This is a genomic window from Clostridium felsineum DSM 794, assembly GCF_002006355.2.
Lineage (GTDB): Bacteria > Bacillota > Clostridia > Clostridiales > Clostridiaceae > Clostridium_S > Clostridium_S felsineum.
Window position 1 is genome coordinate 4,322,246 of the sequence record NZ_CP096980.1, and the last position, 26,935, is coordinate 4,349,180.

The 26,935-nt window shown below is 29.2% G+C and carries 19 protein-coding genes; 3 read left to right on the top strand and 16 right to left on the bottom strand.

What is annotated here, in order from left to right; translation table 11 throughout:
• Positions 1–24: 24 nt before the first annotated feature.
• From CLFE_RS20110 to CLFE_RS20125, 4 genes are all read right to left on the bottom strand, one after another.
• Positions 25–492, bottom strand: coding sequence for a DUF6985 domain-containing protein (locus CLFE_RS20110; protein ID WP_077893957.1), 468 nt, complete (start codon positions 490–492; stop codon positions 25–27).
• A gap of 108 nt (positions 493–600) precedes the next feature.
• The gene (locus CLFE_RS20115; RefSeq protein ID WP_242951649.1) at positions 601–1,083 is read right to left on the bottom strand and encodes a hypothetical protein; all 483 of its coding nucleotides are present in this window, start codon (positions 1,081–1,083) and stop codon (positions 601–603) included.
• Positions 1,084–1,104: 21 nt separating this feature from the next.
• Positions 1,105–2,511 (bottom strand): hypothetical protein, encoded by a 1,407-nt coding sequence (locus tag CLFE_RS20120; RefSeq protein ID WP_242951648.1) that lies wholly within the window; start codon positions 2,509–2,511, stop codon positions 1,105–1,107.
• 171 nt (positions 2,512–2,682) lie between these two features.
• Positions 2,683–6,096: a hypothetical protein gene (locus CLFE_RS20125; RefSeq protein ID WP_077893955.1), complete on the bottom strand. Its 3,414-nt coding sequence runs from the start codon at positions 6,094–6,096 to the stop codon at positions 2,683–2,685.
• 173 nt (positions 6,097–6,269) lie between these two features.
• On the opposite strand from CLFE_RS20125, the gene CLFE_RS20130 reads away from it, so the two are divergent.
• A complete protein-coding gene (locus CLFE_RS20130) occupies positions 6,270–14,348 on the top strand; it encodes a DUF7507 domain-containing protein (protein WP_077893954.1) in 8,079 nt (2,692 codons plus the stop codon).
• Between the two features lie 75 nt (positions 14,349–14,423).
• Here the strand turns inward: CLFE_RS20130 and CLFE_RS20135 are convergent, their stop codons facing one another.
• The 11 genes from CLFE_RS20135 to CLFE_RS20185 form a co-directional block, all read right to left on the bottom strand.
• Positions 14,424–15,107 (bottom strand): HNH endonuclease, encoded by a 684-nt coding sequence (locus CLFE_RS20135; protein WP_077893953.1) that lies wholly within the window; start codon positions 15,105–15,107, stop codon positions 14,424–14,426.
• Positions 15,091–16,350 carry an AAA family ATPase gene (locus CLFE_RS20140; protein ID WP_077893952.1) on the bottom strand — a complete coding sequence of 420 codons (1,260 nt, stop codon included), beginning with the start codon at positions 16,348–16,350 and terminating at the stop codon, positions 15,091–15,093. The genes CLFE_RS20135 and CLFE_RS20140 overlap by 17 nt, the downstream gene beginning before the upstream one ends.
• A gap of 228 nt (positions 16,351–16,578) precedes the next feature.
• Positions 16,579–17,484, bottom strand: coding sequence for a hypothetical protein (locus tag CLFE_RS20145; RefSeq protein WP_169850966.1), 906 nt, complete (start codon positions 17,482–17,484; stop codon positions 16,579–16,581).
• A 52-nt stretch (positions 17,485–17,536) separates the two neighbouring features.
• Positions 17,537–18,004, bottom strand: coding sequence for a hypothetical protein (locus CLFE_RS20150; protein ID WP_077893950.1), 468 nt, complete (start codon positions 18,002–18,004; stop codon positions 17,537–17,539).
• A gap of 125 nt (positions 18,005–18,129) precedes the next feature.
• Positions 18,130–18,807, bottom strand: a complete 678-nt coding sequence (locus tag CLFE_RS20155; protein WP_077893949.1) for an HAD family hydrolase — start codon at positions 18,805–18,807, stop codon at positions 18,130–18,132.
• Between the two features lie 352 nt (positions 18,808–19,159).
• Positions 19,160–20,881: a methyl-accepting chemotaxis protein gene (locus tag CLFE_RS20160; protein ID WP_077893948.1), complete on the bottom strand. Its 1,722-nt coding sequence runs from the start codon at positions 20,879–20,881 to the stop codon at positions 19,160–19,162.
• Positions 20,882–21,025: 144 nt separating this feature from the next.
• Positions 21,026–21,547 (bottom strand): spore maturation protein, encoded by a 522-nt coding sequence (locus CLFE_RS20165; protein ID WP_077850808.1) that lies wholly within the window; start codon positions 21,545–21,547, stop codon positions 21,026–21,028.
• Between the two features lie 12 nt (positions 21,548–21,559).
• A complete protein-coding gene (locus CLFE_RS20170) occupies positions 21,560–22,135 on the bottom strand; it encodes a nucleoside recognition domain-containing protein (protein WP_077834579.1) in 576 nt (191 codons plus the stop codon).
• Positions 22,136–22,271: 136 nt separating this feature from the next.
• The gene (locus tag CLFE_RS20175) at positions 22,272–22,976 is read right to left on the bottom strand and encodes an HAD-IA family hydrolase (protein ID WP_077893947.1); all 705 of its coding nucleotides are present in this window, start codon (positions 22,974–22,976) and stop codon (positions 22,272–22,274) included.
• An 11-nt stretch (positions 22,977–22,987) separates the two neighbouring features.
• The gene (locus tag CLFE_RS20180; protein ID WP_077893946.1) at positions 22,988–23,797 is read right to left on the bottom strand and encodes a lipid II flippase Amj family protein; all 810 of its coding nucleotides are present in this window, start codon (positions 23,795–23,797) and stop codon (positions 22,988–22,990) included.
• A gap of 11 nt (positions 23,798–23,808) precedes the next feature.
• Positions 23,809–24,252 carry a hypothetical protein gene (locus CLFE_RS20185; RefSeq protein WP_242951647.1) on the bottom strand — a complete coding sequence of 148 codons (444 nt, stop codon included), beginning with the start codon at positions 24,250–24,252 and terminating at the stop codon, positions 23,809–23,811.
• A gap of 163 nt (positions 24,253–24,415) precedes the next feature.
• Between CLFE_RS20185 and CLFE_RS20190 the strand changes: the two genes are divergently transcribed.
• A complete protein-coding gene (locus CLFE_RS20190; protein WP_077893945.1) occupies positions 24,416–25,204 on the top strand; it encodes a helix-turn-helix domain-containing protein in 789 nt (262 codons plus the stop codon).
• Positions 25,205–25,382: 178 nt separating this feature from the next.
• Here the strand turns inward: CLFE_RS20190 and cutA are convergent, their stop codons facing one another.
• Positions 25,383–25,715, bottom strand: coding sequence for a divalent cation tolerance protein CutA (cutA, locus tag CLFE_RS20195; RefSeq protein WP_077834583.1), 333 nt, complete (start codon positions 25,713–25,715; stop codon positions 25,383–25,385).
• Positions 25,716–25,839: 124 nt separating this feature from the next.
• Between cutA and CLFE_RS20200 the strand changes: the two genes are divergently transcribed.
• A complete protein-coding gene (locus CLFE_RS20200; protein WP_077893944.1) occupies positions 25,840–26,874 on the top strand; it encodes a S1C family serine protease in 1,035 nt (344 codons plus the stop codon).
• Positions 26,875–26,935 lie beyond the last annotated feature (61 nt).

Below are 26,935 nucleotides of genomic sequence, written 5' to 3' on the forward strand. Positions count from 1 at the left end.
ACTTTTAAAATTTCCCCTTTTTATTTATAAAACATCGCTTTGAATCCCTATCTTTGTAACTTTTTCATTTATAATTCGTACTCCCATACCCAGATCAAAATCCCATGTACATTCAAATAATATATCTATTTCTCTATTTTCATCATCATCTAAATATGGTATACACAATGTTATAGGTTTAATTAACTTTTTTATATCCAAATAATTTGTAACATCAGGTGCTTTTTTCAATATATTAACATCATTTCTTTCTCTTATATATTTATATATGGATTTATAATAATTATAAATTTCCTCTTCTATTTGTTTAGCTATATTATTTTCATATTTTTTATAAAATATAAAAGATTCCTTCTGAATTTGTTTTATTTCCTCATCTTCTTCTCCATCAACATTTAAATTTAATTCATACTCAGTTTCATATAATCTAATTTGGGTTTTTCCTTCCCAAAGATAGTCATAATTTAATTGTCCAAATAATTCATCTTTCATTATTTTATTCACTTTTCAATAATAATATTTATTTCACCTACACCTCATATAACCTATTTAGTATTAATTTATTATTAACATTAATTGTTACGTCTTATGAATAAACAACTATAGATTATCTATATTAATATGTTCTTTTTCAACAAACCTTTCATACCATCTATCTAATGGGAAATGTGCAACATTAACTATATCTAACGTATTTATTTTAAGAATAAACATACCCCCTTCTTCAAATATCCTAATCAATGGTTCGTATACACTTAGATATTTAATAGCCTCTAAATTTTTATCAGCATACCTAGCCAATTGTATATAGTATTGCATCACATTTTTCATATATAAATTTTCGCCCAAAAATTCTATAACTTCAGAAGTACAATAATCAGAAATAACTATTTCTTCCTCAGTATCACCAAGTAATTTGGCTATATTAGTAACTAGTGGCTTCATTGGTTTTATTGATTCATCTTTAAAGAAGTTAGCTAACCTTCTTAAAAATTCATATCCTAAATTACTTTCTTTTTCTGATACATTTGTACCTACTATATCCCATTTTATATTGTTAATCCTAGCAATTGCTTCTTTCATATACATTTTATCACCTCAAAATTAATAATTAATATCTTTATCCATATTTTTAATAAAATCTGATGCTGAATCATATCCTGGAAATGGATTTGTTGGATTGGGAGATGTTAAATTTGCTTTATCGTGTGCATTTTTTAAAGGATTAGTAGTAAATTGCTCTGTTCCTGAATTCCATGTAGATGGATCTCTTAAAAGCATCCCTTTATCCATAGATTTTTTTTCTGTTATCTCATGATTTTTCAGTTCCTTAAACCAATTTTTTTGTAATTGTGTAAGTTCTCCATTTTGTGCTTTTTGCCAAGCATAAGCAATATCCGGATCTGCTTGAAAATATAATCTTTTAGGAGAATTACCTCTTATAGATAAATCATGAGTATCTAAAAACAAATGTTTTTTCATTTCTATAATATCTTGTTCTGGTAACCCTGTATTTTTTGAAACTGTTTTAACATCACTAAACCCTAATTTTCTAATTTCAATATACTTTCTTTCAATCAACGCTTGAAAACCGTCCTCTGGAACTATAATATATTTTCTCATGTTCTCAGTATATTTTTCAGTTTGACCTACTACCTTAGACTTAGCATCACTACTAACCTTCTCTTTACCACCACTTTCCCCATCATACACTATTTTATAAAGATCATCTAATTTTCGTTTTGCTGACTCTAAAGCTGTCTTTATTATTCCTTCTTCTTTTTTTAAATTTTGGGCTGTTTCTTCTATTTGTTCAAATCCCTTTGCACCTGCAAATGCCAACGCTACGCTTGCTACTGTTAATTTTGATAGAGCCTCTTTTGCTCCAGTTATGCCTACTTTAAGTAGCTTGTATCCTTTTGAACCTAACTTAAATAGCGTTTGAAACCCCTCAATTGCTGCTCCTGCTTCCCCCATAGTTAGGGCATTTAGCACATTTTCTACATCCATACCAGTAAGCTCTATTGAGGCCCCATCAAAGTCTCCCACCTTTAGCTTACTTTTTACTATATCACTTTCAATTTTACTTTTAATAGCTTGTTCAAATACCCACCTTAATATATCTTTCTCCAACTTAGCATTTGGCAATAAATTTGCTTTTCCTGTATTTTCTTTTGAAGGCTCCTCCCCTCTGTAAATTCTTTTAATATGAAGTGCTTTTAACTCAAAGCTGTTTTTATCTGCATTTATAAATTCCGTTTTTGCAGTGTTTAGGTTTATTGACATCCTCACCATTATATCTAAAATACTTTTTGAAGAACTTATAAGTTTAGTTACATCACCTTGAACTGCCTTAATTATATCTGAACTTAATCCATTATTTAATCTTCTCTGCTCTCTTTTTATATCATTTTTAACTGCTTCTGTTTTGTCTATTCCTTTTCTTAATTCCTTTATAAATGAGTCCATTTTTGAAATTACTACTAATATTTCATCTGCTATTTGTATCACCACTTTATGTCATAAATTTTATCTTTAGTAAAATATGTTCCTTACTTATCTTTTTATTTTATTGTTTTCTTTATTGTATGTCAATAATAGCCTTTTTTATTGATTACTTTTTAATATTTAAAAGTAAAAAAGATGTTTCATCAATTATCTCAATGAAACATCTCTATTTTTCTAAACAGGATCTATATTCACCACTGTTTTTTCATTATAGGGTGCTGTTTTAGATTTTGCCGTTATAACAAAATTATATTTGCAACCTAAGGTTGAAGACTTGGGTACAAGGGCCTTTATCTGTATTATTCTCACTACATTTGGAGGCATATTATTTAAATAACTAGAAGTATAGTTAAAAGGTTTATTAGCCGTAACTGATGCTATTTTAACATTATCTATATAAATATCATAAGGAATACCTACTTCCTTAAAAGCTAGGCTATAATCATCATAACCTCCTCCTATATTCTTTAAATAGTTAAAGATTGTAACCACATTACCTGGTGCTGTAACTCTATAAGAAGTATTGTCATCAATTTTATCACTATCATCTGGAAGCATTGATACCTTTGCTGGAAGATTGGAAGTGCATGTGTTACTTTGCTCGCCACTGTAAACCTCTTTCATTGTAATATCATTATAATAACTAATCGCTTTTGCTATGGTATTAATTATAGTCCCTGACCTTAACGCTCCCTGACATACCACTGTAAAATTTAAAGTTCTATTTATATTAGGTTGAAGTCTATCTATATTAATCACTATATTTTTATTAACGTTATCATAGCTTGCATTAAAACCATAAGCTGAATTTATAGAACTAAAAATATAATTGCTATCTATTGGTATTTGAATTATTCCATTAACCAAGTCAATAATACTATTGTTCACAAATTTAAGTTTAAAATCCAAAGTTGATCCAGCCATTATATCGTTAGTAATATTATAGCCACTCCCTACTTCTCTACAATTTGCACTTAAATTCATAACAATATTAGGATAATTTATTGTAATCCCTAAAGTCTTGCTAACAGAAATCCAAGTTGTACTATCGCTTTTTTGTTTAAAATAAGCTTGAACTGTATTGTTTTGAATACTTAAAATAGCACCTATAATTTTTGAACCCTTTATAATTTTACAGCTTATAGTATAGGTAATAATTTTATCTTCATTTCTAGCATCAATATAGCCTTCACTCTTAAAAGTCACTAAATTATTGGTTACTGTTGGACTCACTACCGTTCCATTCCTAGTTGCCTCTCCATTATAAGCTTGGTAGCCATTTAAAAGAGTATCTTTAACATACAAATCAAAAACCACAGTACCAATTGGAACCGTTACTGTAATTGTATAATTAATTGATGAACCTACTTTAAAGACATCTGTATTACTAGCTTTAGTAACAGAAATATTTTGAGAAGATATTGTTGTATAAGTTGATTTTACTCCATTTGTATACTGATAATTATCAAGAGACGTATCATAAAGTTGTGAATAAGGATTGGTATTAGTTGCAGTGGTTTTAATGGATATTCCTGGTGGTAACAAATCATTTATAATTACATTATAAGTTAAGGTTATATATGCTCCTGGAGCAAGTTTAGTAATAGGAATTTGTATTTTAGAGCTATCATAGTTTGGTGCAGAAAAGGTTCCTGTTCCTGATATAGATATACTTTGGACATCTACTGTAAACCAGCTAGAAAATTCATCTGAAAGCACAAAACTAAAAGCATCCGTTTCTGTACCTAGTGTATTTGTATTAGAAATTCTGACAATATAAGAGTAAACCTCATTACTTCTAATTGCTGTTTTATTTGGACCTGTAACTGTTTTTGTGAGTTGAATATTAGGAGTTCCTATTTTCACAGCTACTTGAGTCCTATTGCTATAGGAAACGCCTACTGTATTAGTGCCCTTCATTTTCAATAAATTAATATTTTCTCCTATACTACCTAAATATTTTATAGGTCCTTTGAAGTTTATAATTGATTTTTGTAGACCTGAAATATGACCATAATTAAATTCCACTCCATGAGGATCAATATCATAATTGCTGTTTGGATTATAACCTGATATACTGTAATTTATATTATTTATAGGCTCTACTGATAAAGGAAAAAAATCATCCATATATACAGCTTTTTGTACTGCTTTTAAATTACTGGCATCGTAGGTAAGTTTATATTCTGCAAAGTCGTAAGGTGCTAGTGTACTTATAGTTTTAATAGTTCCATCTCTATAATATCCATTCAAAAAATCTTTATAAATATTAGGAAACTTAATATAAAAAGTTATATTAGATGAATCTATAACCACTTCTAAACTTTCTACCTTCGTACCTGATATTGTTGTATCTGCTTTAAAATTATCATACACCACTATAGGCAAACCATTTCCCGAAGTATCCAAATTATATTTGTAATTTTTATTTATTTTAGCACTTATATTTACAGTTTTTAATGAATTCATGGCTGCTAATGGAAACTTATATATAAGTTCAATCCCTTTAAGTGTAGAATTTTCTGTAGCGGAATATGGTGAAGCTGTACTAGATACATATGATGTTCCATCAGGCATAATATAACCTACAACTATATCTTTAACATTATAATATCCTCCTACCTCATAAGTATAGCTTAAAGTTGCACTATCATCCACATCTACTGACTGGCTATTTATGCTATCAGTAATTATCAAATCCATAGCTGAAAAAGAACAGCTGCTATCCACAGAATCATCTCTTGACATTATATTACAACTCATATTCATTTTTGTACCATGGACTATAAAATCCCCTATGTTATCATCATATCTGTTCCATACTGAATACTTAAAATTTACAGTGGTACTGGAACCTTTAGACAATGTAACACTACCATAATATAAACTAGTAAAAATCTTTCCACCTATATTTATGCTTGAAACTGTAGGATATAAAAAGTTCTGTTTGTCCGTTCCAGAAGTTGTAATTGAGCCTATATATCTAATACCATTTTGCAATAATATTGTTATATTTACATTAGAAGTTCCCACACTATTGTTATAGAATTTACAAGTTGATGTATAAACCTTAGTGTAATCAGTAGAAATTCTACTAGTACCAGCCCCCTTTAAAACCTTTCCTGAGGTTGTAATTGTACTATAAAATCTAACAGCCTTAAAAGTCATATTAACTTCTGCATTTTCCTTTTCATTCCCTACATCATAATTTCCTCTTGGCATAGTATCCATTTCACAGCTTACTTTTATTCCATTAAAACTATAGCCAAATGGAATCGTAGTTCCACTTTTAAAAATAGTTGAACCTTTTACTGTAATATCCACTGAATATGCATCTTCTGTAGGAACTAAGTCTTTTAAATTTATCCATGAAATTTTAGAAGTCCCATCACTATTATATATTTTTGAGGTTTCATAAATTGAAGCTGAAGAGTAAGTCATTCCATCCGGAAGTATTAAATATATATTTAAATTGTAAAGTTTTTTGTTTGTACTTACATTTTTTATTTTCAAGGTAAAAGTTGCTGTACCTCCCAAAAGAATCGCTACATCAGAGGCTTTATCTATTGTAAGCATTAAATTTGCCATGAAATTTTCCTCCTAAAAATATACTTTTCTAAATTTAATATATTCTTAGGTGTAAAATAGTTTCTCACAATAAAACCTTCACCTAACACATTTTTTTTTCATAGTATATACTGCGTTTAGTATATAAAAAACTAAATTAACTTATAAAATTGTTTACAATGGAGGAGATAATAATGGCATTAATAGGGAGATTTTCTACTATTGATAAAGCTATAATCACAACCACTGGTAACTCTTTAGTTATATGCGGAGATACCACTGCCCCAACAATAAATACGTCTTATATGATAACACCTGATGGTGGTGTTACAAGAGATTACAGCTTAAGTGGCAGTAGTGCAAAAATCAATATATTAAGTGGAAGCACTATTTTATATGCAGAGTTAACTTGGTTTTCTACTGTAAAGAGCTCAGCTAATGGTGCTATTGATGTTAGAAGTATTCAAGATAATCCTATAACTCTTGTAACTCCAACTGGAAGTGTTTCTGTAAATCCTGATTTTTCTAGCAGCTACACTAATCCAACTTCTGACACTGATAGACTTAGATCCGCTGATATAACCTCTATAGTTAAAACTTCTCTTGGTGGCACATACACTGTAAAAAATATTCCAACAAGTATTCCACCTACTGGATTAAGTGAAGTTAAAGCCGGTTGGACTCTTACTTTAATATATAGACATGATTCTTTTAAACCAAAGAGAATAGTTTATGCCTTAGGAATTGAAGCTGCAACTCAAGCTATTCCAATTCAAGCTTCCTTTACAGGCTTTACAACAGAAGCCAATGAAGAAACTTTAAAGGGTGATTTAATTATAGTAACAGCAAACGGTAATCCTTTAGATGGCAATGATATACTAAAAATAGGTCCTTCCTTTGCAAAGCTAACAACTATTGGAAATCCTATAGGAACACCTAATCCTAATCCAGGTACTGCCCCTAATAATCCATGGAATTCCTTTAGCTCTGGTCAAATAAATATTGCAGATACTTTAAATAGTAATAAAGGTCTTATAGATATTAGTGGTACTAAAGGTACTTCAAATCATGATGCCTTCGTTCCAACTCAAGTACTCGGTGCAAGAAATAAGTGGGATATAACCTGCGTTGATATCTCAAATACTTTAGTTGCTAATCAAACACAATTAGCTGGTCAATACACCTTAAGTAATTCTACCAGTGCTTTAGAGCTTATAGGAATTGCATCACAAATAGATTCTTCTGCACCTAATATAGTAGCCACTTTAAATGCTTATGATGTAGATGGAGATAATGAATATAGTATAAACGTAAATGAACGTGCAGTCTATATTGTAAAAATAACTAATAGTGGCAAAACAACTGCTCAAAATGTAACTTTATCTACTAATTTAGACTCATCCCTTCAATTTGTTCCTAATTCAATAACTATAAATGGAGTAACTCAAACCGGTGCAAACATTACAACTGGTATAAACATTGGTAATATCGAACCTTCTGGCGTAACCAATGTAGCCTTTACAATCAAAGCTGTATCACTTACTCAAAATGGGTCTACTGCAAATACTACTGTTAACTACAATTACGCCTTTACCTCTGGTGCTAGTTCTCCAACTTATATTAATTACGCAAATACAAATTCTCTAAGCTTAATAATTCAAGATGGAAGCCTTAATGTAGTAAAATCAGTTTCTTCACCTACTGCGAAGCTTGGTGACACTTTAGTTTATACTAATACCATTACTAATACAGGTTCTGAAAAGGCTTTTAATATATTATTTCAGGATAAAATAAATAAATATTGTTCATTTATCCCTAATTCAGTTAAAATTGATGGTGTTTCCTATTCAGATTATAACCCAAATACTGGCTTTTCTATTAGTGATTTAGCCTCAAAAGCACAAACTATAATAACCTTTTCTGTAAAAGTAAATAGCTTGTCTCCAAATACAGTTATAGACAACGGCTCTCTTGTAAGCTTTTCCTATATTTTTAATCAGTATGCCGTTCCTGTAACTAAAACAATACTAAGTAATTCTACAAGTATTCAAACTCAATTCTATAACGTTGTAGCAAAAAGAACCGCTGATAACTACTATCCTAATGTTGGTGATACTGTAACCTATACCTTATCCTTAGTTAACATTGGTAATATTTCAGCTACAAATTTTCAAGTTATAGAACCTCCTGTTAATGGTACCTCTTTTGTAGATGGCAGCGTTTATGTCAACAAAGTACGAAAACTTGGTGCTAATCCGTTTACAGGTTTTTCTATAGATGATATAAGCGCTCAAGACACAACTACAGTGACTTATCAAGTAATTATAAATGAAATACAACCAAATCAAATAATCGAAAATATAGCTAAAATTCCTTTTAACTATCAAATTTCATCTTCAACACCTGTAATATCTTCAGAGAAGGATTCTAACAAAGTAACTACAAGAACTAATTTTGTAACTATGGCTATAAGCGAAACTGTAGATAAACCTTATGCAACTCTTAATGATATACTTTATTACTCAGTTAATATAACAAACACAGGTAATATAGATGCCATAAATACGACATTTTTATCTTCTATACAAAGTGAAAGTACTTTTATTCCAAATACCGTAGCAATAAATGGTTTAATACAAACTGGTTTTAATCCTAATTTAGGCTTTAGTTTAGGTACTATTTCACCTGGAAACACTATCAATGTAACTTTTCAGACTAAAGTAGATTCTGTTCCAAATCCTAATATTATTTATAACAGTTCAAATTTAGTTTACAGCTATAAACCAGATCCAAATGGTAATCCACTTACTAACACCATTACTAGCAACCAAGTTCAAACAGTTATCAACACAGCAAGTTTCACTTTTACAAAAACTGTGGATAAAAAGTATGCTGTATTAGGAGACTTTTTGGTTTATAAATGTACTCTTTTAAATACTGGAACTGTGGATTTAAATAACGTTAAATTTAACGATGAAATATCAGCTTATTTAAGTTTTTTAACTGGTTCTGTTTATGTAGATGGTATTAACTATTTAGATTACAATCCTAATACTAGCTTTAACATTGGAACCGTAAAACCAAACCAAAGTGTAGAAATACTTTTCGGTACTCAAGTTAAAACTGCCCCACCTTTTGGATATGTTGTTAACATGGGTGATATTTCTTATAACTATAAGGTAAATCCTGATTCACCTACTATTTCCGAAAGTAAAAAGTCCAATGCAGTACAAACCAAAATTATTGATGGAAGGCTATCTTTAACAAAGGTTGCTAGTCTTTCTTATGCTGCTGTTGGTGATACCATAACTTATTCCTTAGAAATTTCTAACACTGGAAATGTTCCTGTTAACAATGTATTCTTCTTTGATTCACTTCAAAGTGAAGCTGCTTTTGTATCTGGTTCAGTAACAGTTAATGGTATTAACAAATCAGACTATAATCCAGTTACTGGCTTTAGCTTAGGTTCTTTAAATGTAGGTCAGGTAATTGATATAAACTTTAACGTAACTGTAAGTAAACTGCCATCCCCTAACACAATTATAAATTCTGGTTCTGCAAGTTACTCGTATACTATTGATCCTGCTAATCAACCTGTTAGCAAAACTTCAAATAGTAATTCTGTAACAACAGTTATAAACAAAGGCTCTGCAACTTTAACAAAAACTGTGGATAAAAAATATGCTACTGTAGATGATACTTTAACTTATACTATTACTGCAAATAACACTGGAACGGTACCTCTAACTAAAATACTTTTTAAAGATTTAATTGGATCTAGTGCTTCATTTGTTACTGGTTCTGTGGTTATTGATAATGTAAATTATCCTAGCTATGATCCTAATACTGGCTTTAATATACCTGATATAATTAGTGCTGGAACTTCAGTAATAAGCTTTAAAGTAATTGTAACTACTATACCAAATCCTAACCAGTTAAATAATACCGCTAGCATGACTTACACTTATAAAATAAATCCTTCTGGCTATGAGTATTCTGATTCTTCTACTAGTAATACCGTAACAACCTATTTAAATCAAGTAGTTATTACAAACACTAAATCTGTAGATAAATTATATGCAGAGGTTTCAAATACCTTAACCTATACTTCTGTTATAAAAAACACAGGAAACGTGGATGCCACAAACACTAATTTTATTGATTCTTTAGCTTCTGAATTAAGCTTTACTAGTGGTTCTGTAACTATAAACGGTACTCCTTTCACTAATTATGATCCAACTACTGGCTTTACTTTAGGAACTATTACTCCTAATAGTACTATAACAGTAGTATTCAAAGTTACTGTAGATTCTTTGCCTTATCAAGGTCATGTTCATAACTCCTCTACCATTTACTATAACTATAAAATCGATCCAACAAGCCCTGACATTTTAGCTTATTCTAACAGTAATACTGTAGATACAACTATAACCTCTGGAACCTTAACAGTTAATAAAACTGCTAATAGAGAATATGCAAGACTTACAGATACCATAACCTACAATTTTGTAGTAACAAATACAGGAAATACTACTTTAAGTAATCTATTATTCCAGGATGCCATTCAAGTAGAATCCAGCTTTAATGCAGGAAGTGTATATGTAAATGGTACGAATAAAAGTAATTACAATCCTAACACTGGTTTCTCATTAGATAATCTACCAGTGGGCTCTTTTGCTACAATTAGCTTTACAGTAACAGTAAATTCCCTTCCTGGTGACGGCAAGTTATACAATACCGGTAATGTAAATTACTCTTACTTTGTAGATCCCAGTAAGGCTGCATTAACAAAGAATATAACCTCAAATAAAACAACTGTAAATATCAACAACGCTATTGTTTCTAGTAATAAAACTGTGGATAAAAGTATCGCAAAAATAGGAGACACCTTAAATTACTCTGTAACTATTACTAATGCTGGTAATGTTCCTGCTAAATTCGTTCAATTTACAGATCCAATAGATACAAATACAACCTTCAATGAAGGAACAGTTTCAATTAATGGTCAAAGTAAACCAACCTTTAACCCTAATGATGGTTTTTCTTTAGACGATATAGGTGCAAACTCTAGCACTACTGTAAACTTTTCTGTAACAATAGCAAAACGTCCAAGTGATAATCTAGTTAAAAACTACGCAACTATTGAATACAGCTATAGAGTAAATCCAGCTGATCCTTATATTAATGTTAGTATAAACACTAACCGCACAACAACTTATGTTGCTTATGGTGAATTAACTCTTACTAAAGCTGTAAATAAATCTTACGCATCTGTTTTAGACACCTTAACTTATACGATTAATATAACAAACTCTGGTTCTGTAAATGCAACAAACCTTATATTTAAGGATCCTAATCCAACTAGTGCTGCATTTGTACCAGGAACTATTGTTGTAGATGGTGTAAAACAAAGCAATTTTGATCCTAATACTGGCTTTAGTTTAAGTGATTTAATACCAAATGGAACACACACTGTCTCCTTTGATGTACTTGTAAATTCACTTCCAGCATCAGGCAAAGTAGATAATATCGCAAATACTTCTTTTAGCTATAAACTTACAGTAACAGATCCTACAGCAACTTCTACAGCTTATTCCAATACTGTTACAACCTATATAAATCTAGGTAAATTAACTCTTACTAAAGCTGTAGATAAAGCTTATGCTACAATTAACGATACTTTACTTTACACTATAGTAGTTAAAAATGAAGGTAATGTAACCTGCTCCAATATTTCACTTCAGGATATAATTCAAAGTGATGCTGCTTTTGTAGCTGGTTCTGTAACTATAAATGATACTGCTAAACCAAATTTAAATCCTAATACCGGTTTTAATTTGGGTGATATAGCAAAAGGTGCTTCAACAACCGTAACCTTTAATGTTACTGTAAAATCACTTCCAACTAACTATTATATAAGAAATAATGCATCTACAAATTACAGTTATCTAGTTGATCCAACTAAAACTGCACTTTCTTCATCATCTACAAGTAATACTGTTACAACTCAAATAAATGTTGGAATGCTTTCTGTAACTAAACAAACTAGTAAAACCTACGCTACACTTGATGATATAATAACCTATACTACAACTATAATTAATACGGGTAATACCAATACAGAATATATAAACTTTAGAGATGTAATACCAAGCGGTTTAACCTTTGTTACGGATTCTGTTCAAATAAACGGAATTATTAAACCTGGACTTAATCCTTATCAAAGTTTCACTTTGGGAACTATACTTCCTGGTGATACTGTAATAGTTAAGTTTAATACCAAAATAACCTCTCTACCTTCTCCTAATATTGTAAAAAATATAGCTAATATAGTTTTCTCTTATAAAATTGACCCAACTAAGGACTATATAGTTACAGAAAAAGATAGTAACTCTGTTACAACTCAAATAAATGTTGGAAATTTAACCCTTACTAAAACCGTAGACAAAGCTTATGCACAAATAAATGACACTCTGGTCTATACAATAAAAGTTGCTAATACTGGTAATGTGGATGTCCAAAATGTATTGTTCACAGATCCATTACCTAGTGCTGCTTCATTTGTAACTGGCTCTGTAACTATAGATGGTACTACTCAACCTGACTATGATCCTACTTCTGGTTTCAATTTAGGAACTATAGCAACCTTAAGCTCAATTACAATAAGCTTTAAGGTAACTGTAAACTCGCTTCCAGAAGAATACACTATAATCAATTTAGCAACCTCAACCTACTCATATAAGATAGATCCTAACGATGGACTCTACACTAAATCCACTAATTCTAACTCCGTTTCAACTATAATCGTATATGCAAATTTAAGTTCCTTAGCTGTAGTTAATCTAGCTTACGCTACTATAGGCGATACTTTAAGCTACACTATAAACTTAAAAAATACCGGAAACACAACTGTAAGTTCTTTATACTTCTTAAACAATTTATCACAAGGGGCAACCTTTACTCCTGGAACTGTGGCTATTGATGGTGTTATTAATACAAATTTAAATCCAATAACAGGCTTCAGTCTTCCAGATATAATATCAGGACACACTACAGTTATAACCTTTAATACCAAAGCAACAACTCTTACAACACCACCTATAGTAACTGATTACGCAACCTTTAATGGTGTATACAAAGTAGATCCTAACGGCATCGATTATCAAGTAAGCACAACTTCAAATACTGTTTCAACTCAAATAAATGTTGGAAATCTTACTAATATAAAAGCTGTAGACACTATGTACGCTAAAGTTTATGATACTTTAACCTATACAAACACAATAACAAATGTAGGAAATATAACTGCTTTAAATACTTGGTTCTTTGATAATCTTCAAGCAGAAGCTCAATTTATTGCTGGAACTGTAAGTATTAATAATGTAGTTTATCCTGCTTTAAATCCTGTTAATGGTTTTACTCTTGGAGACTTGACTGTAGGTACTGTTGTGACGGTTTCCTTTGAGGTTAAAATAACAGCTCTCCCTGTTACCGCACAAATAGTTAATAACTCTAATACAACCTTTAACTATAAGATAGATCCTTCTGGTAATTCCACAACAAAAACAATTTCATCAAATAATGTTATTACAAATGTGGTTAAAGGTGAAATTACTTCTACAAAAACTGTTGACAAATCTATTGCTACCATAGGTGATATTTTAACCTACACTATCAATTTAACTAATACTGGAAATGTTATCGCAAGTAATCTTTTATTTCAAGATACACCTTCAAATGGTGCTTCCTTTAATACTGGAAGCGTAATTGTAAATGGAACGCAAGAACCAACCTTTGATCCTACTAAAGGTTTCACGCTTAGTAGTTTAGGTATTGGTAATGTAACTACAATACAATTTACAGCTACAGTTAACGCTGTACCTGATAGTAATAAGATTACAAACCAAGCCATAACAACCTTTAAGTTTCTAGTTGATCCAAAAGGAAGTCCTGTTAATGGTTCATCCTATTCCAATACTACAACCACAAACGTAGCTCTAGGAAACTTAACTGTAACAAAAGCTGTTGACAAAAACTTTGCAACAATTGGTGATACTTTAACCTATACAATCGTAATTAAAAATACAGGAAACATTGACACAAGTAATGTTGAGTTCTTGGATTATACGCCTAAAAATACAACCTTTATTATAAATTCTGTAACTGTAAATGGAGTAAGTAAACCTGGTCTTAATCCATCTGTTGGTTTCGATCTAGGTACTATGAATCCTGGGCAAATAATAACTGTAATATACAAAGTTACAGTTGATTAGAAATTAAAAAGTGCGAGTTGATTTTTTTCAGCTCGCATTACATAAGTATATTGCTATTGGATATTTACTAACCCCTTATAATAAACTTAATTTAATACTGTCTTCTTGTAAAAATTCGCTTAAATTATCCCTATTGTCTCTTACTATCCATCTTTTAAATGCTGAAAAAGGTGAGTTCGATTTTAAATATTTTTTTATTAATTCTTTGGCATCCTTCTTATCTTCACCATCTGATTCTTTATAGTTATTTATAGCATCAATAAATCGTCCTATTTCATCTCTCAATTCTTTTTTTATTGCGAAACATTCTAATTTTTTCATTTCGGTTGTCCCATTATAAACATTTCTCAATAATTCCACGGTTTCATCTATTTCAGTGGTATGTTTTAAAGCGGTTACTTCTATTCTTTCTTCCCAAGAAAAATTACCGATTTTCCTAAAAGCAATTAATTCATCTACCTCAACTTTTGTACAATCTAATATATTTTCATAATTATCTGATTTAATATTGTTACAATGTGCACATGCTAAAAATAGGTTTTGCCAATCAAACTTCAAATCTTTATTTACATTTTTGTGAGGTCTTAGATGCTCTATATTATATGAAGTAATATTTTTATTCTCGCATATATAACATTTGTTATTAAATACTATTTTTAAAGCATCTAAAACTTCCTTTTTATTATAGCTTCCATTTAGTTTGTTTTTTTCTTCTTCTAAGACTTTGGGTGCTTCTATTGTCCTATCTATTCTGATCATTTAACTTCTTCCTTTTCTCTTCTATTTCGTTAAATTCAGATTTTAGTTCTTTTGCTAAATCATTTGATGCGTTTTTTAATTCTATTCTTAATTCCGCTCTATGTGCACGTTCTTCTTCATTTAAATCATTTCTAAAAGCAAGCTTTTTGTATTCAGCTATTTTATCTTTTAATTCTTGTGAATAACTATCAACTTCAAAGTATCCTTCCACTATACCATCATAGGAGTAATTTGATAGATTTTCCAACCTAATTTTCTTTTCTAAATCATATATTACTGCATTATCTACAGAGTTTAATACAAATGGAGAATGAGTTGTAACTATAAATTGTATATTAGAGAAAAACTCAGTTAAGAACGGAAGTATCTTCTTTTGAAGTTCTATATGAAGATGTGTTTCCAACTCATCAATCATTACAATTCCTTCAGTATCAAATACATAATTTCTCTTTTCACTTGCTCTATTTTTATCCATTCTTAATATTAAATCTGATACTATATTTAAAATTGATGAATATCCATCTGATAATTCATTTAACCCGTAAGGTTCTCTTCCCTCTTGAAGTATCTTAAAATTATAATTTCTATAATCAAATTTCAACTTAATACTGTTATCTCCTAATATGACCTTTAATGCATTTTCTAGTCTGTTAAACCATGCCTCTATATTAGCGACAACTTCTAAATCATTTTCATTTCTTGCAAAAGACTGTTGAGTTTTTAAATCCACAAGATATTTCACAAAAATATTACTTGGATTTTCATTTAAAGAATAGGTTTCTTTTAATTTTAATTTTTCAACTCCATTAGGTATTTCAACGGTTGTTTTCCTGTTAGCACCATAGTACGCTAAAATAAATTTCCCTTGATCATAAAATGTACAGTATTCATTTTCATCGCCAAAAAAACTTAAATCCACTTGACTATTTCCAATATTATTTAATAAATAATAACATTGTTTTAATTCATTTTGTATTTTAAGCTTTTTATCTTCACTGATCTCACCTTTTAATTTAAATGATAAGTTTTTAATTTGGTTTTGATATATTCTTAGAGTTTTAACAGAACCCCCTTGTATACATATCATCCAACTTTTAATAGCAGCTAATGTGCTTGTTTTTCCAACTCCATTTTTACCTGTTAATAACAGATGCTTACGTTCACTTTGACTCAACTCTATATCAATATTTTCTAAATGTCTTAATTTATCTATCCTGATTTTAGTAATGTAATGATTTTTCAAATTAACACCACCTTAATAATTTTAATTTAACTATTATCAATTGTTGCTTTATATACTGCCAATTACATAAAATAAATTATATCATAAATTAGTCTACTATTCTTATTTACATTAAAATAGGGAAATATCATTTATGTCCCTTATCTCCTTGATCTTAAACATATTCTAACAATAACGAATTTATAAACTAAAAAAAGCATATAACCTTCATTTTAAGCTTACATGCCTTCAATTTCCAATCTTTATAATTAAGCAGTTGGAAATAACTATATTAAGTTTGTCTAAAACAAAGTAATCAATATTCTCATTTAACATTTCAATATTAATTTCTCTAAAATAATTCACACCTTTAGGAACTTCCATTATTGTTGAAAACCCCTTTACACAGCTATAACAAATTAATTTACATTTATGAATGTACTTTATTTTATATTCTACAACTCCTAAAAATAGCACCTTCTCTGCCTTTAGATTAAGACATTCATCTAAAACTTTTTTATTCTTTGTATTTATAACTTTTGCATCTACAGCTTTAATATTGGTTTCAACTTTCACAATACTATCTATTGATCCTTTACATCTAGGTATATTAATTTTATTTTTCACTATAAATTCTTTAAATAAATTACGTTTTAATATAGTATCAACAACATTACTGTAAATTGAGATTCTTATTGGTTTTTCTTCTATATTATATATACACTCAAAAGTAACCTCTGCCATATTTTTAATTATATCTAGTTTACACTTTTCATTTATTACTACTTTATATGAAATCTCAACCTTTTCATCTTCTTCAATTTCCCCTATAAATATTAAGCCCTCAACATTAGTACAGCGATAAAGTTCATGATTAATATGCAAAGAATTATAAATAAAGTTTATACCTTCAGGTAAAAAATCTCTTAACAATAACTTCTCTATTTTTCCGCCACTAACATTATGAATTTCTATCTTATAAGATAAAATATCATAAAATAAACTACAGCTTTTGTTAACCCACATCTTTATTATAAGCGGTTTTTCTACTATAGTAGTTACAACTTTATTTGAGAATGTAGTTTTAGTTATTACAGAAGTATCTTTTGATAACCTATATTTAAAATCCACTTGAACAATATTAACTATTCTCAAATAACTCATCACCTCTATTATAAGCTATCAAAGTATTTTATTGATTTTCCGCTTATTTTTCTTCTAATATATATTCATCTATATACTGTAATAAAATAACTGAACTTATTAAAATATCATGTTTAGTAATGGGTCTTACTATAACTTCTTCTATTAAATATCTTAAATTTACTTCTTTATCTTCACAAATTTCTCTTGGTACCACAATAAATTCACTAAAAGGTATTTTTATATTTTTCATAGCTTTATCTTCATATTTACATTTTCCATGTAACAATAAATTCACATTTAAAATTCCTAATATTACAAGCTTTTTACCTGTTAAATGTTGTCCTTCAATAGATATACCTATTGGTGTATTAATAAGCTTTGCAGATACAATGTCGATTCTTGAAGTATAATTAATTTCCTCCTTTAAATTTATATTACTATTAGGAAAATGTACTGTTTTATAGATATTGAATTGTTTAAAATAATTTATATTATCTATGTCTATAATTTCAGCGGCATTTAACTTCATATCTTTTCACCCTATCTTTAATCTTTATACTATATTTTATGTTGAAACTAAATTTTGTGATGAATACTTTAAAAGCACTTAATAAAAAATCGACTGACTTTGATACTTATCAGTCGATTTTATCATTATAAATTTATTACTAAATCCTCTAATTTATTAATCACTTTCACCTTATTTTCCACTAATACTTCTTGTGTTCTATTTAACCAAATACCCTTGAATCCTGCATTTTCACAAGATATTATATCCGTATTAAAATTATCACCTATATAATAACATTGTTGTGGTTTTTCATTAACTTTTTCACAAGCACTAATAAATATTTTTATATCAGGCTTTGAAATTCCCAGTTCTCCTGATGTAATAATATTTGAAAAATACTTTTTAATTTTCATTCTTTCTAACTTTAATAATTGTTGATTAAAATCACCATTACTTATAATGCCGAGTTTATAACTTCTTGATAACTCTTTTAAACATGGTATTACATCATCAAATGGTCTCCAATTATTTTCATAATTACTCAAATAAATTTTAAACTTTTCTTCTGCTTCTTCATCTGTAAGCTTTATGTTTGAATAGGAAAATATACCTTTTATTCTGTTAATACGCTGCTCCTTAAATGTAATTTTACCTTTTAAATAAATATTGAAGTATTCATCTGATATTTCGCACCAAATTTTATAGAATTCTTCTCTTCCAATTTTAAAATTTTCTTTATAAATCTCATAGAATTCTTTAACACCTAATAATTCAGCCTGCTTATGATCTAATAGTGTTCCATCTATATCGAAAAATATCATTTTACACCTCTTAACATTTTTGAGAAAGTAATTTTTCTGGGTTATAATAATAACTTTTGTTTTCTTTTTGAGAAAGTTCTTTTCTTAGTTAAAGAAGGATAATGGACTTCGTCCAAACCTCATGTATGTTTAGAATCATAATGGGCTTTCGTCCAAACCCCTTATATTAGATTTTGTCTTTTCTTACTTTCTATTATTTTTTGAGAAAGTGATTTTTCTGGGTTATAGAAGGATAATGGGCTTTCGCCCAAACCCCTTATATTAGATTTTGTCTTTTCTTACTTTCTATTATTTTTTTGAGAAAGTGATTTTTCTGGGTTATAGAAGGATAATGGGCTTTCGCCCAAACCCCTTATGGGTTTACTTTGAATCTTTGTACTACGTTGTTTAGCTTTAGGGCAAGTTCTGCTTGGGTTTGTGATGTTATTGCTACTTGTTCTATTGCTTTTGAGGTTTCGTTTATGCTTTCTCTTATAAATTGTGATTTTTCGGAGGATTTTTTGCTGGTTTCTGACATTCCTTTAACTGCTCCATTTACCTGATTTATTGTTACCCTAAGATTCTCTGACATAAGTGCTACCTGTTCAGACATAGAGCTTACAAACTGAGAGTCAGAGTAATAATCTTTTCCCATATCCTTAAAGCTTGTTAATTCTTCTCGTATATCCTTATCAATAAACTGAAGTATTTCTTTACTATCAATTTGCATACTTTTAAATGCCTCTTGAACCTTTGAAATGGTGTTATATATTTCTTCAACTGCCTTTGATGATTCCTCCGATAATTTTCTTATTTCATCTGCTACAACCGAAAAGCCTTTCCCCATTTCTCCTGCTCTCGCCGATTCTATAGCTGCATTAAGTGCTAACAAATTTGTTTGCTCTGATATATTTCCAATGGTATCTGCCATTACTCTTATATTTTCAACTACTTTTCCCTTTTCAATTGATTCTAGTATTTTTTTCTCTTTCTTTTCATATACATCTTGTATTCTTTTTATTGATATGTCACTTTGATCTTGAGCCCTCTCAGCTCTTTTTTTAGCTTCTGTTGAATTAGAATTTCCGTCTCCAGCTTTACTTGATAATTTACTTACACTCATATCTACTGCTTGTACAGATGAACTTATTTCTTCTGACGTCATACTATTGCTTTGTATTTCATTTACAATACTCTCAACTTCATCATTCATCGCTTGAATTTTTGAGGATATTTCCTGGGTTGTAGCGGATAGTTCTTCACTTGAAACTCCCATTTCATCTGCATTCTTATATATTACCTTTACTAGTTCCTGCATGGCTTCTACCGCTTTATTTAAAGATTCACCTAACATTCCTATTTCATCCTTGCTATCTACTTTAAAAGTTTTGGTAAGATCTCCATTACCAAAACTTTCTACAAATTTACTAATTCTTTTAAGTCTTTTAGAAATAAATATTGCAAGCATGGATCCCATGGCTATTGCTACAACAGCATCTAAAACTATTATCCCTATAAAAATATAAAATGAGCTGTAATATGTTGACTTATTCTGATTATTAGCTTTATCTGTTTGATTTGTTTTTACTGATATATTTTTATTGATATCATTACTTAGCTTATCCCTGAGTTGTGATAACTGACCAAATTCATTTTTAGCTTCATCCGTACTACTTAAATTCATGTAATCTAACACTCTTGAATATGTATTTCTGTACTCTAGCAAGTCCTCATTTACAGCATTAAATATTTGTTTTTCATCGTTTGATAATAAATTTTGATTATAATAATTCATATCCGCATCAATTTTTGTAGACTTTTCTGAAATTTCTCTTTCTAAATTATTAGTTTCATCACTGGAATTATTATCATATGTAATCTTTAATATGTCATATCTAATATCAGCAACATTTTGCTTTATATCATCTAATTTCTTTATAGCTGCAAAACTATAATCATGCATTTGCAGACCATTTTTGTACATCTGATTTGCATTTTTTATACCTATACCTCCAACCACAAGTATAAATATTATCATAACAAAATATGTAGACATTAACTTAGGTGCCATTTTGAGATTTTTAAACCACTTCAATAAAACTACCTCCTACTATATTCTTTGATTATTAGTAATAGTAAGCCCCTTATATGTAATAAATATGCATTTATAATTATAACATACAATTTTATAATATTAAATCCATCATTCTCCCAATAGCACCATTTTTATTGAGATATTTCAAATTCCTAAAAATCTAACTACTAATATTGCTACAATAATTGACGTCATATCTGCCATAACTGCTGCCCATAATGTGTGTCTTATCTTTTTTATCTTTATGGCTCCGTAATAAACTGTTATAGTATAAAATATTGTTTCTGTAGATCCCATTATTATTGATGCAATTATTCCTATATATGTATCCGCTCCATATTTTTTTAGTAGTTCTGCGAAAACTCCAATTGCTCCACTTCCAGATAAAGGTTTTACTATTATAAGTGGAACTAGTTCTGATGGAAATCCTATGATTTTAAATATTGGTTTTAATATATTTATTAAATACTGCATTGCACCTGATTCTCTAAATATAGTAACTGATAGAAGCATTGCAAGAATATAAGGAAATATATTAACACATATTCTAATTCCATCTTTAGCTCCTTCTACAAAACACTCATATACTTTTACCCTTTTTATCATACCGTATAAAACTATTGAAAATATTATAATTGGTATTAATGCTCTTGAAATATAATTCAACTTGCATTCCTCCTAAAAGTGTTTTTCAAGAATTTTGCAATAAATTATTCCCATAATAGCCGTAATTACTGATGTTATTATAGTAGGAATAACTATAACTGCTGGATTTGACGAATTTGACGCAGCCCTAATTGATATTATTGTTGTAGGTAAAAGTTGTATACATGCAGCATTTATAACAAGAAATTTTGCCATATCATTAGTTGCAGTATTCTTGTCCTTATTTACTTTTTGCATTTCTTCCATAGTTTTTATTCCAAAAGGAGTTGCAGCGTTTCCAAGTCCAAGCATATTTGAAGTTATGTTCATAACCATTGGTCCCATTACATTATTGTTTTTATTTACATCTCTAAATATTATTTTTAATATAGGTCTTAATATTATGGAAAGCTTGTCCGTAAGACCACTTTTCTCTGCAATTTTCATTACCCCACACCAAAGACACATAATTCCTAAAAGTGATATCATTAACTTAACGGAACTTTCAGTACATTGCACTATTGAGGTTGAAAGAGTTTCTCCTTTTCCTGAAAAAATTCCTACAATAGTTCCTACAAATATAAATATAAACCATATATAATTTATCAATTTTAACCTCCACTTTTTAATTACTGTATAATAGTATATGATTTATATATAATGTAATAGAATACCAAAAAATGTTTTTATAAAAACACAAAAGCCATAATTAGATTGACTAGCTAATTATGGCTTTTTACTTCTTTTAAATAATCTTATTCAATTGTTTTAAATTTCTTATAACCTTAAATTTTCTATTAAATATTTTATTATAAAAGTATGATCTTTTATCTCTGCTTAACGCAACACTTTTTATACCAAGCTCTTCTGCTCCTTTACAATTTTTAATATTATCATCGATAAATACAGCTTCCTCTGGCAAAACCCCAAGTTCAGACAGTGCTGTTTTATACATTATTTCATTTGGTTTTGTTGTACCTTTTGTTGATGATATTACAAAAGACGAAAAATATCTTCCAAACCCTGCTTTTTTAAAAACACCCTTTAGTGAAGGCCATGCATCTGAAACCACGGCCAATTTATATTTTTCACTTAACTTTGGTATTTCTGAATTAACATCACCATAGAAATCATATTTTCTATAGTTATAAACTAAATCTTTTGCAATAGCCTCAACGTCTCTATCGTTTAATTTAAGACACAAAAGTTCTTCTGAAAATACTCTATAATACTGAACAAAATACTCATATTCCTCTTTCTCTGTAACAATTAAATTTTGATTTTTCATAGCCTCATTTGCTTTTTTAAATGCTTCTTTTCTTTTTAATATTGGTATGGCCTCAAACCTTTCCCAATCTACATAATAAAAAAACTTAGGAGGAATAAACCAATTTCCTGTAACAGGCTTATTTAATACTTTTCCAGAATCCATTAAAATAGCTTTAATCATTTTTCACCCACCTAAATTCTTGATATAAAATCTACACCTTTTGCTGCATATACAATAATAAAGCTCGCTGGAATTAAGAGAATTATCGCTGCAAATGTACCTGCAACCTTACTTAAAGCCATTGCAGTAACACAATTTTTAAAATCTTCTTCTCTACACTTTTTTTCTATCACTTCCTCTGTCATAATAGACATGGCAGGATCAATAAAAATAGTCATAAGTATCTGCGCAATGCCATTTACAACTGAAGATAAAGTAACGCAGGTAGCTCTTAGATTAGGTACCATTTTAAAAGCATATATAGGCGCTAAAGCTCCAACCGTCAGAACGGCAACGGATATAAAATTATAAAGTACTATCTTTCGCGGCAACCTCCTATAATCAATTTTTTTAACACTCTCTTTAGAAGGTAGAACAGCACACTGTTTCATAGATCTAATACCCCTTCTAGTGATGCTATGTACTATAAGTTTAGGAATAGATTTCTCTACTGAAAAAAATAATACTCCCTTTGAAAACATTCTTTGAAAAGTTGGTATTAAAATTACCCCTAAAACCGAAGCTATACCTGATACCAAAATTATAATATTAAAAACATTAAGTAAATTACTAGAATATAGATTTTTTTCAGCATAGTTAGTTAAAAGTGGCTCTTGAAAAGTAACTGCTGTTCTTGATATCAATGTTAATATATTAAATACAGTAAATGAAATAGCTATTTTCCCTGTTCTAACTCCTACTAATCTAGTTGAATATGCAAGTGTTCCTATAAGTGTTATTATAAAATTAAATATCAAGATCAATAAAATCTGTATACTCAAAGCATCACTTCCTAACCTATTTCGCTGCTTAATTTATTTATCGCTGGACTTCTTACCCCTATACCTTTGTTCTTAAAAAGCCACCACGTAAAATAGTCTATATTTGTATATTCTTTTTTTAATTCATTATTTTCTAAACAATTATAAGTCTCCATTTTTAAGTCCGTTTTACCTATATCCTCTAGCCTCACATATCTTCCCTTTATTTTTTTATTAAACTTAAGCTTATTGTGTATCATTTTCAGTAAATTAACTTCACTTTCTGTAAAATCATCCTTTATAATAGTCATAAATTCTATATACTTATTTCCTTTCGAATCTCTATTTTTATATACATAAACTCCGCAGATTTTATCTTCAAAATATATTTTAAGTTGAAATTCGTATTCATAAAGTTTTGATTTAACATAATATATTTTCTTCATAATACCAAAACAAGGGTAATTAAATTTCACCTCGCTTTACACCTCCAGCTAAAACTTATTTATAAATATAGTTCACGCATAACATAAACTCAATAGTTATATAAAATCTAAACATAATCTTGCACAATATGGTATATTATATATAACGTTAGAATATAATCTTGAATAAAAATCAAGTTTAAGGAGGCTATATATGAAAAACGGCAACCTTGAAATAAAAATATTAAAAAATAAAATATACGATGAAACTTCTATTGTATTTATTCATAATTTAAAAAAATTAATACAGCTTGAAGGTACTCAAAAAAAGCTTGCTTCAAAAATAGGAGTATCTGAGGATCTGTTATCAAAATATAAATCTGGTGACACTTTTCCTTCTATAGAAACAATTTTGTATATTTGCAAACTATATCACATAACTGTAGATGAATTTCTGACTACTCCTTTAAACTCTTCATATTTTGAAGAACCAATAGAGAATAGTAATGCTCTACATGAAATTTTCAAGCTTAATTATTTTTGTTATTTTTTCGTTACAAATTCAGGAAAAAAGGCTGGAATTCATGAAGCTAAATTAAGTATAAATAAAAATAATTGTACTTTTGAGATATGTATTAAAGATAAAGTTATAAAAGAATTTAAAGGAAAATATAAAATATCAGATAATCTTATATTCTTTAATCTTTATAGTAAAGAAAATGGCTATGCTTATATAACAATGATTAAACCAAGTTTAAATAAAAGCAAATACATAGGTGGACTTGCCATGTTATCTCTTCCTTCTGACGCTAACAGCAAACCCTGCTGTCAAAAGATAATAATTAGCAGTTTTCAAATTGATAGAGCGCTTAATTATGATATTCTAAATGATTTTTTGAATTTTAATTGTGAAAAAAGTAATTTTGGAAATATAAAAATCTCAAGATATGAGGATGAGAATGTATATAATTTCATAACCAATTTAAGTGAACAAACAGTTTAAAAAATAAAACTACCCAAAACCATAGTTTAAACTAGCCATGGTTTTGGGATTAATACACTTTAATATTAAATAATCTTATAGAAGTTGATTTTATTTGACTTTCCTATCTTTTATTAAACTATTTTATTCTATCAACCTTCCATATATAAATACTAACCGCACATACATTTATATATTTTTACTCAAATAATTCATTTAAAATAGGTATAACATTTATTACTGGCTCTTCATAAGGGTGCACTTTTCTTATAATTTTTAGAGCATTTTCTACATATTCACGTTTGCATCTCATTTCTATTTTACATTCCTCACCTTTACATAGTTCTCCTATATTACCTTCATGAGGCTCTGCTCCTTTAAGCGGTCTCCAATATCCTTTTACTTCATTTATAGACATGCAGTGATCATAATTACCTATTTTGCCCACATTTGCTTCGCTAAGTTTGTCACCTAACTGTTCAACAAACTCCTTTGGAATAAAAATTTCAATTTTGAATTGATTTATTTGCATTTCAATCAGCTCCTATAAATATCTTTTTAAATCATTTTATAACATTAATTTTTGTATGTAAATATTTAAGAATAATATATGCATTTTTGTGTCAAAATATTAGAAAAACAATGGTGGCGATATTATGAAAACTCATAAAATATTATCCATAATTTTAATAAACACTATTTTGATTTCTTCATTTACTAGCTGCAAATTTAATAGTAAAAAAAGCATAACTCCTAATACCGCAAATGCTTCTGCCAGCGTAGAATCTCCTATTACAAAGGCTTCTAAAAAAGTTCTTCCCTCAGTAGTTGGCGTTACTACAACCTATATTGATAGAGACTACACAAAAAAAGAAGGTGTAGGCTCAGGAATGATAATCGACAGCGATGGGTATATTTTAACAAATAATCATGTTGCTGGCGCAGGTAGTAAGGACATAAAAATATCACTTTATGATGGAAGCTCCGTTCCTGCAAAAACACTATGGGCAAATGAAAGCTTAGATTTATCCATATTAAAAATTGATAAAAAAAATCTTACGCCTGTAGCTTTCGGAGATTCTTCAAATGTTGAGATAGGAGAAACCGCAATCGCTATAGGTAATCCTCTAGGATTAAACTTTCAAAGGACTGTAACTTCTGGAATAGTAAGTGCTGTTAATAGAACCGTTGAAGCAGGTGAAGGTACTTTCATGGAAGATTTGCTTCAAACAGATGCCTCCATCAATCCTGGTAATAGTGGTGGTCCTCTAATAAATTCAGACGGAAAAGTTATAGGAGTAAACTCAGCCAAAATAACTAGTGCCGAAGGAATAGGTTTTGCCATACCTATCAATATAGTTAAGCCTGTTCTTAAAAGTTTAACCACCACAGGTCAATTTAAAACACCAATAATAGGAATTATAGGTCTTGATAAATCAATGAACGGCTATCTTAATTTAAATATTCAAAAAGGAATTTATGTATATGACGTTTCACCTAATAGTGGTGCATCAGCTGCTGGAATACACAAGGGAGATATTATTTTATCTCTTAATGGAAAAGATATAAACTCAATGAATGAACTTAGAGAAGCGGTTTATACAATTGGTGCTAACAATAAAGTAAGTTTAAAACTTCATACTAAGTCAGGCGAAAAAACTGTCAGTGTTGTGATCCAAAGTTCAACTTAAAATATATAAAACAAAAACACTAAAAAAGTATGCTGTATAATTTAAGCATACTTTCTATTTA

Coding starts and splice junctions, on each gene's coding strand:
- CLFE_RS20110 (WP_077893957.1), bottom strand. CDS start 492: ATGAAAGATGAATTATTTGGACAATTAAATTATGACTATCTTTGGGAA.
- CLFE_RS20115 (WP_242951649.1), bottom strand. CDS start 1,083: ATGAAAGAAGCAATTGCTAGGATTAACAATATAAAATGGGATATAGTA.
- CLFE_RS20125 (WP_077893955.1), bottom strand. CDS start 6,096: ATGGCAAATTTAATGCTTACAATAGATAAAGCCTCTGATGTAGCGATT.
- CLFE_RS20130 (WP_077893954.1), top strand. CDS start 6,270: ATGGCATTAATAGGGAGATTTTCTACTATTGATAAAGCTATAATCACA.
- CLFE_RS20135 (WP_077893953.1), bottom strand. CDS start 15,107: ATGATCAGAATAGATAGGACAATAGAAGCACCCAAAGTCTTAGAAGAA.
- CLFE_RS20150 (WP_077893950.1), bottom strand. CDS start 18,004: ATGAAGTTAAATGCCGCTGAAATTATAGACATAGATAATATAAATTAT.
- CLFE_RS20155 (WP_077893949.1), bottom strand. CDS start 18,807: ATGATATTTTTCGATATAGATGGAACACTATTAGATCATAAGCAGGCT.
- CLFE_RS20175 (WP_077893947.1), bottom strand. CDS start 22,976: ATGATTAAAGCTATTTTAATGGATTCTGGAAAAGTATTAAATAAGCCT.
- CLFE_RS20190 (WP_077893945.1), top strand. CDS start 24,416: ATGAAAAACGGCAACCTTGAAATAAAAATATTAAAAAATAAAATATAC.
- cutA (WP_077834583.1), bottom strand. CDS start 25,715: ATGCAAATAAATCAATTCAAAATTGAAATTTTTATTCCAAAGGAGTTT.
- CLFE_RS20200 (WP_077893944.1), top strand. CDS start 25,840: ATGAAAACTCATAAAATATTATCCATAATTTTAATAAACACTATTTTG.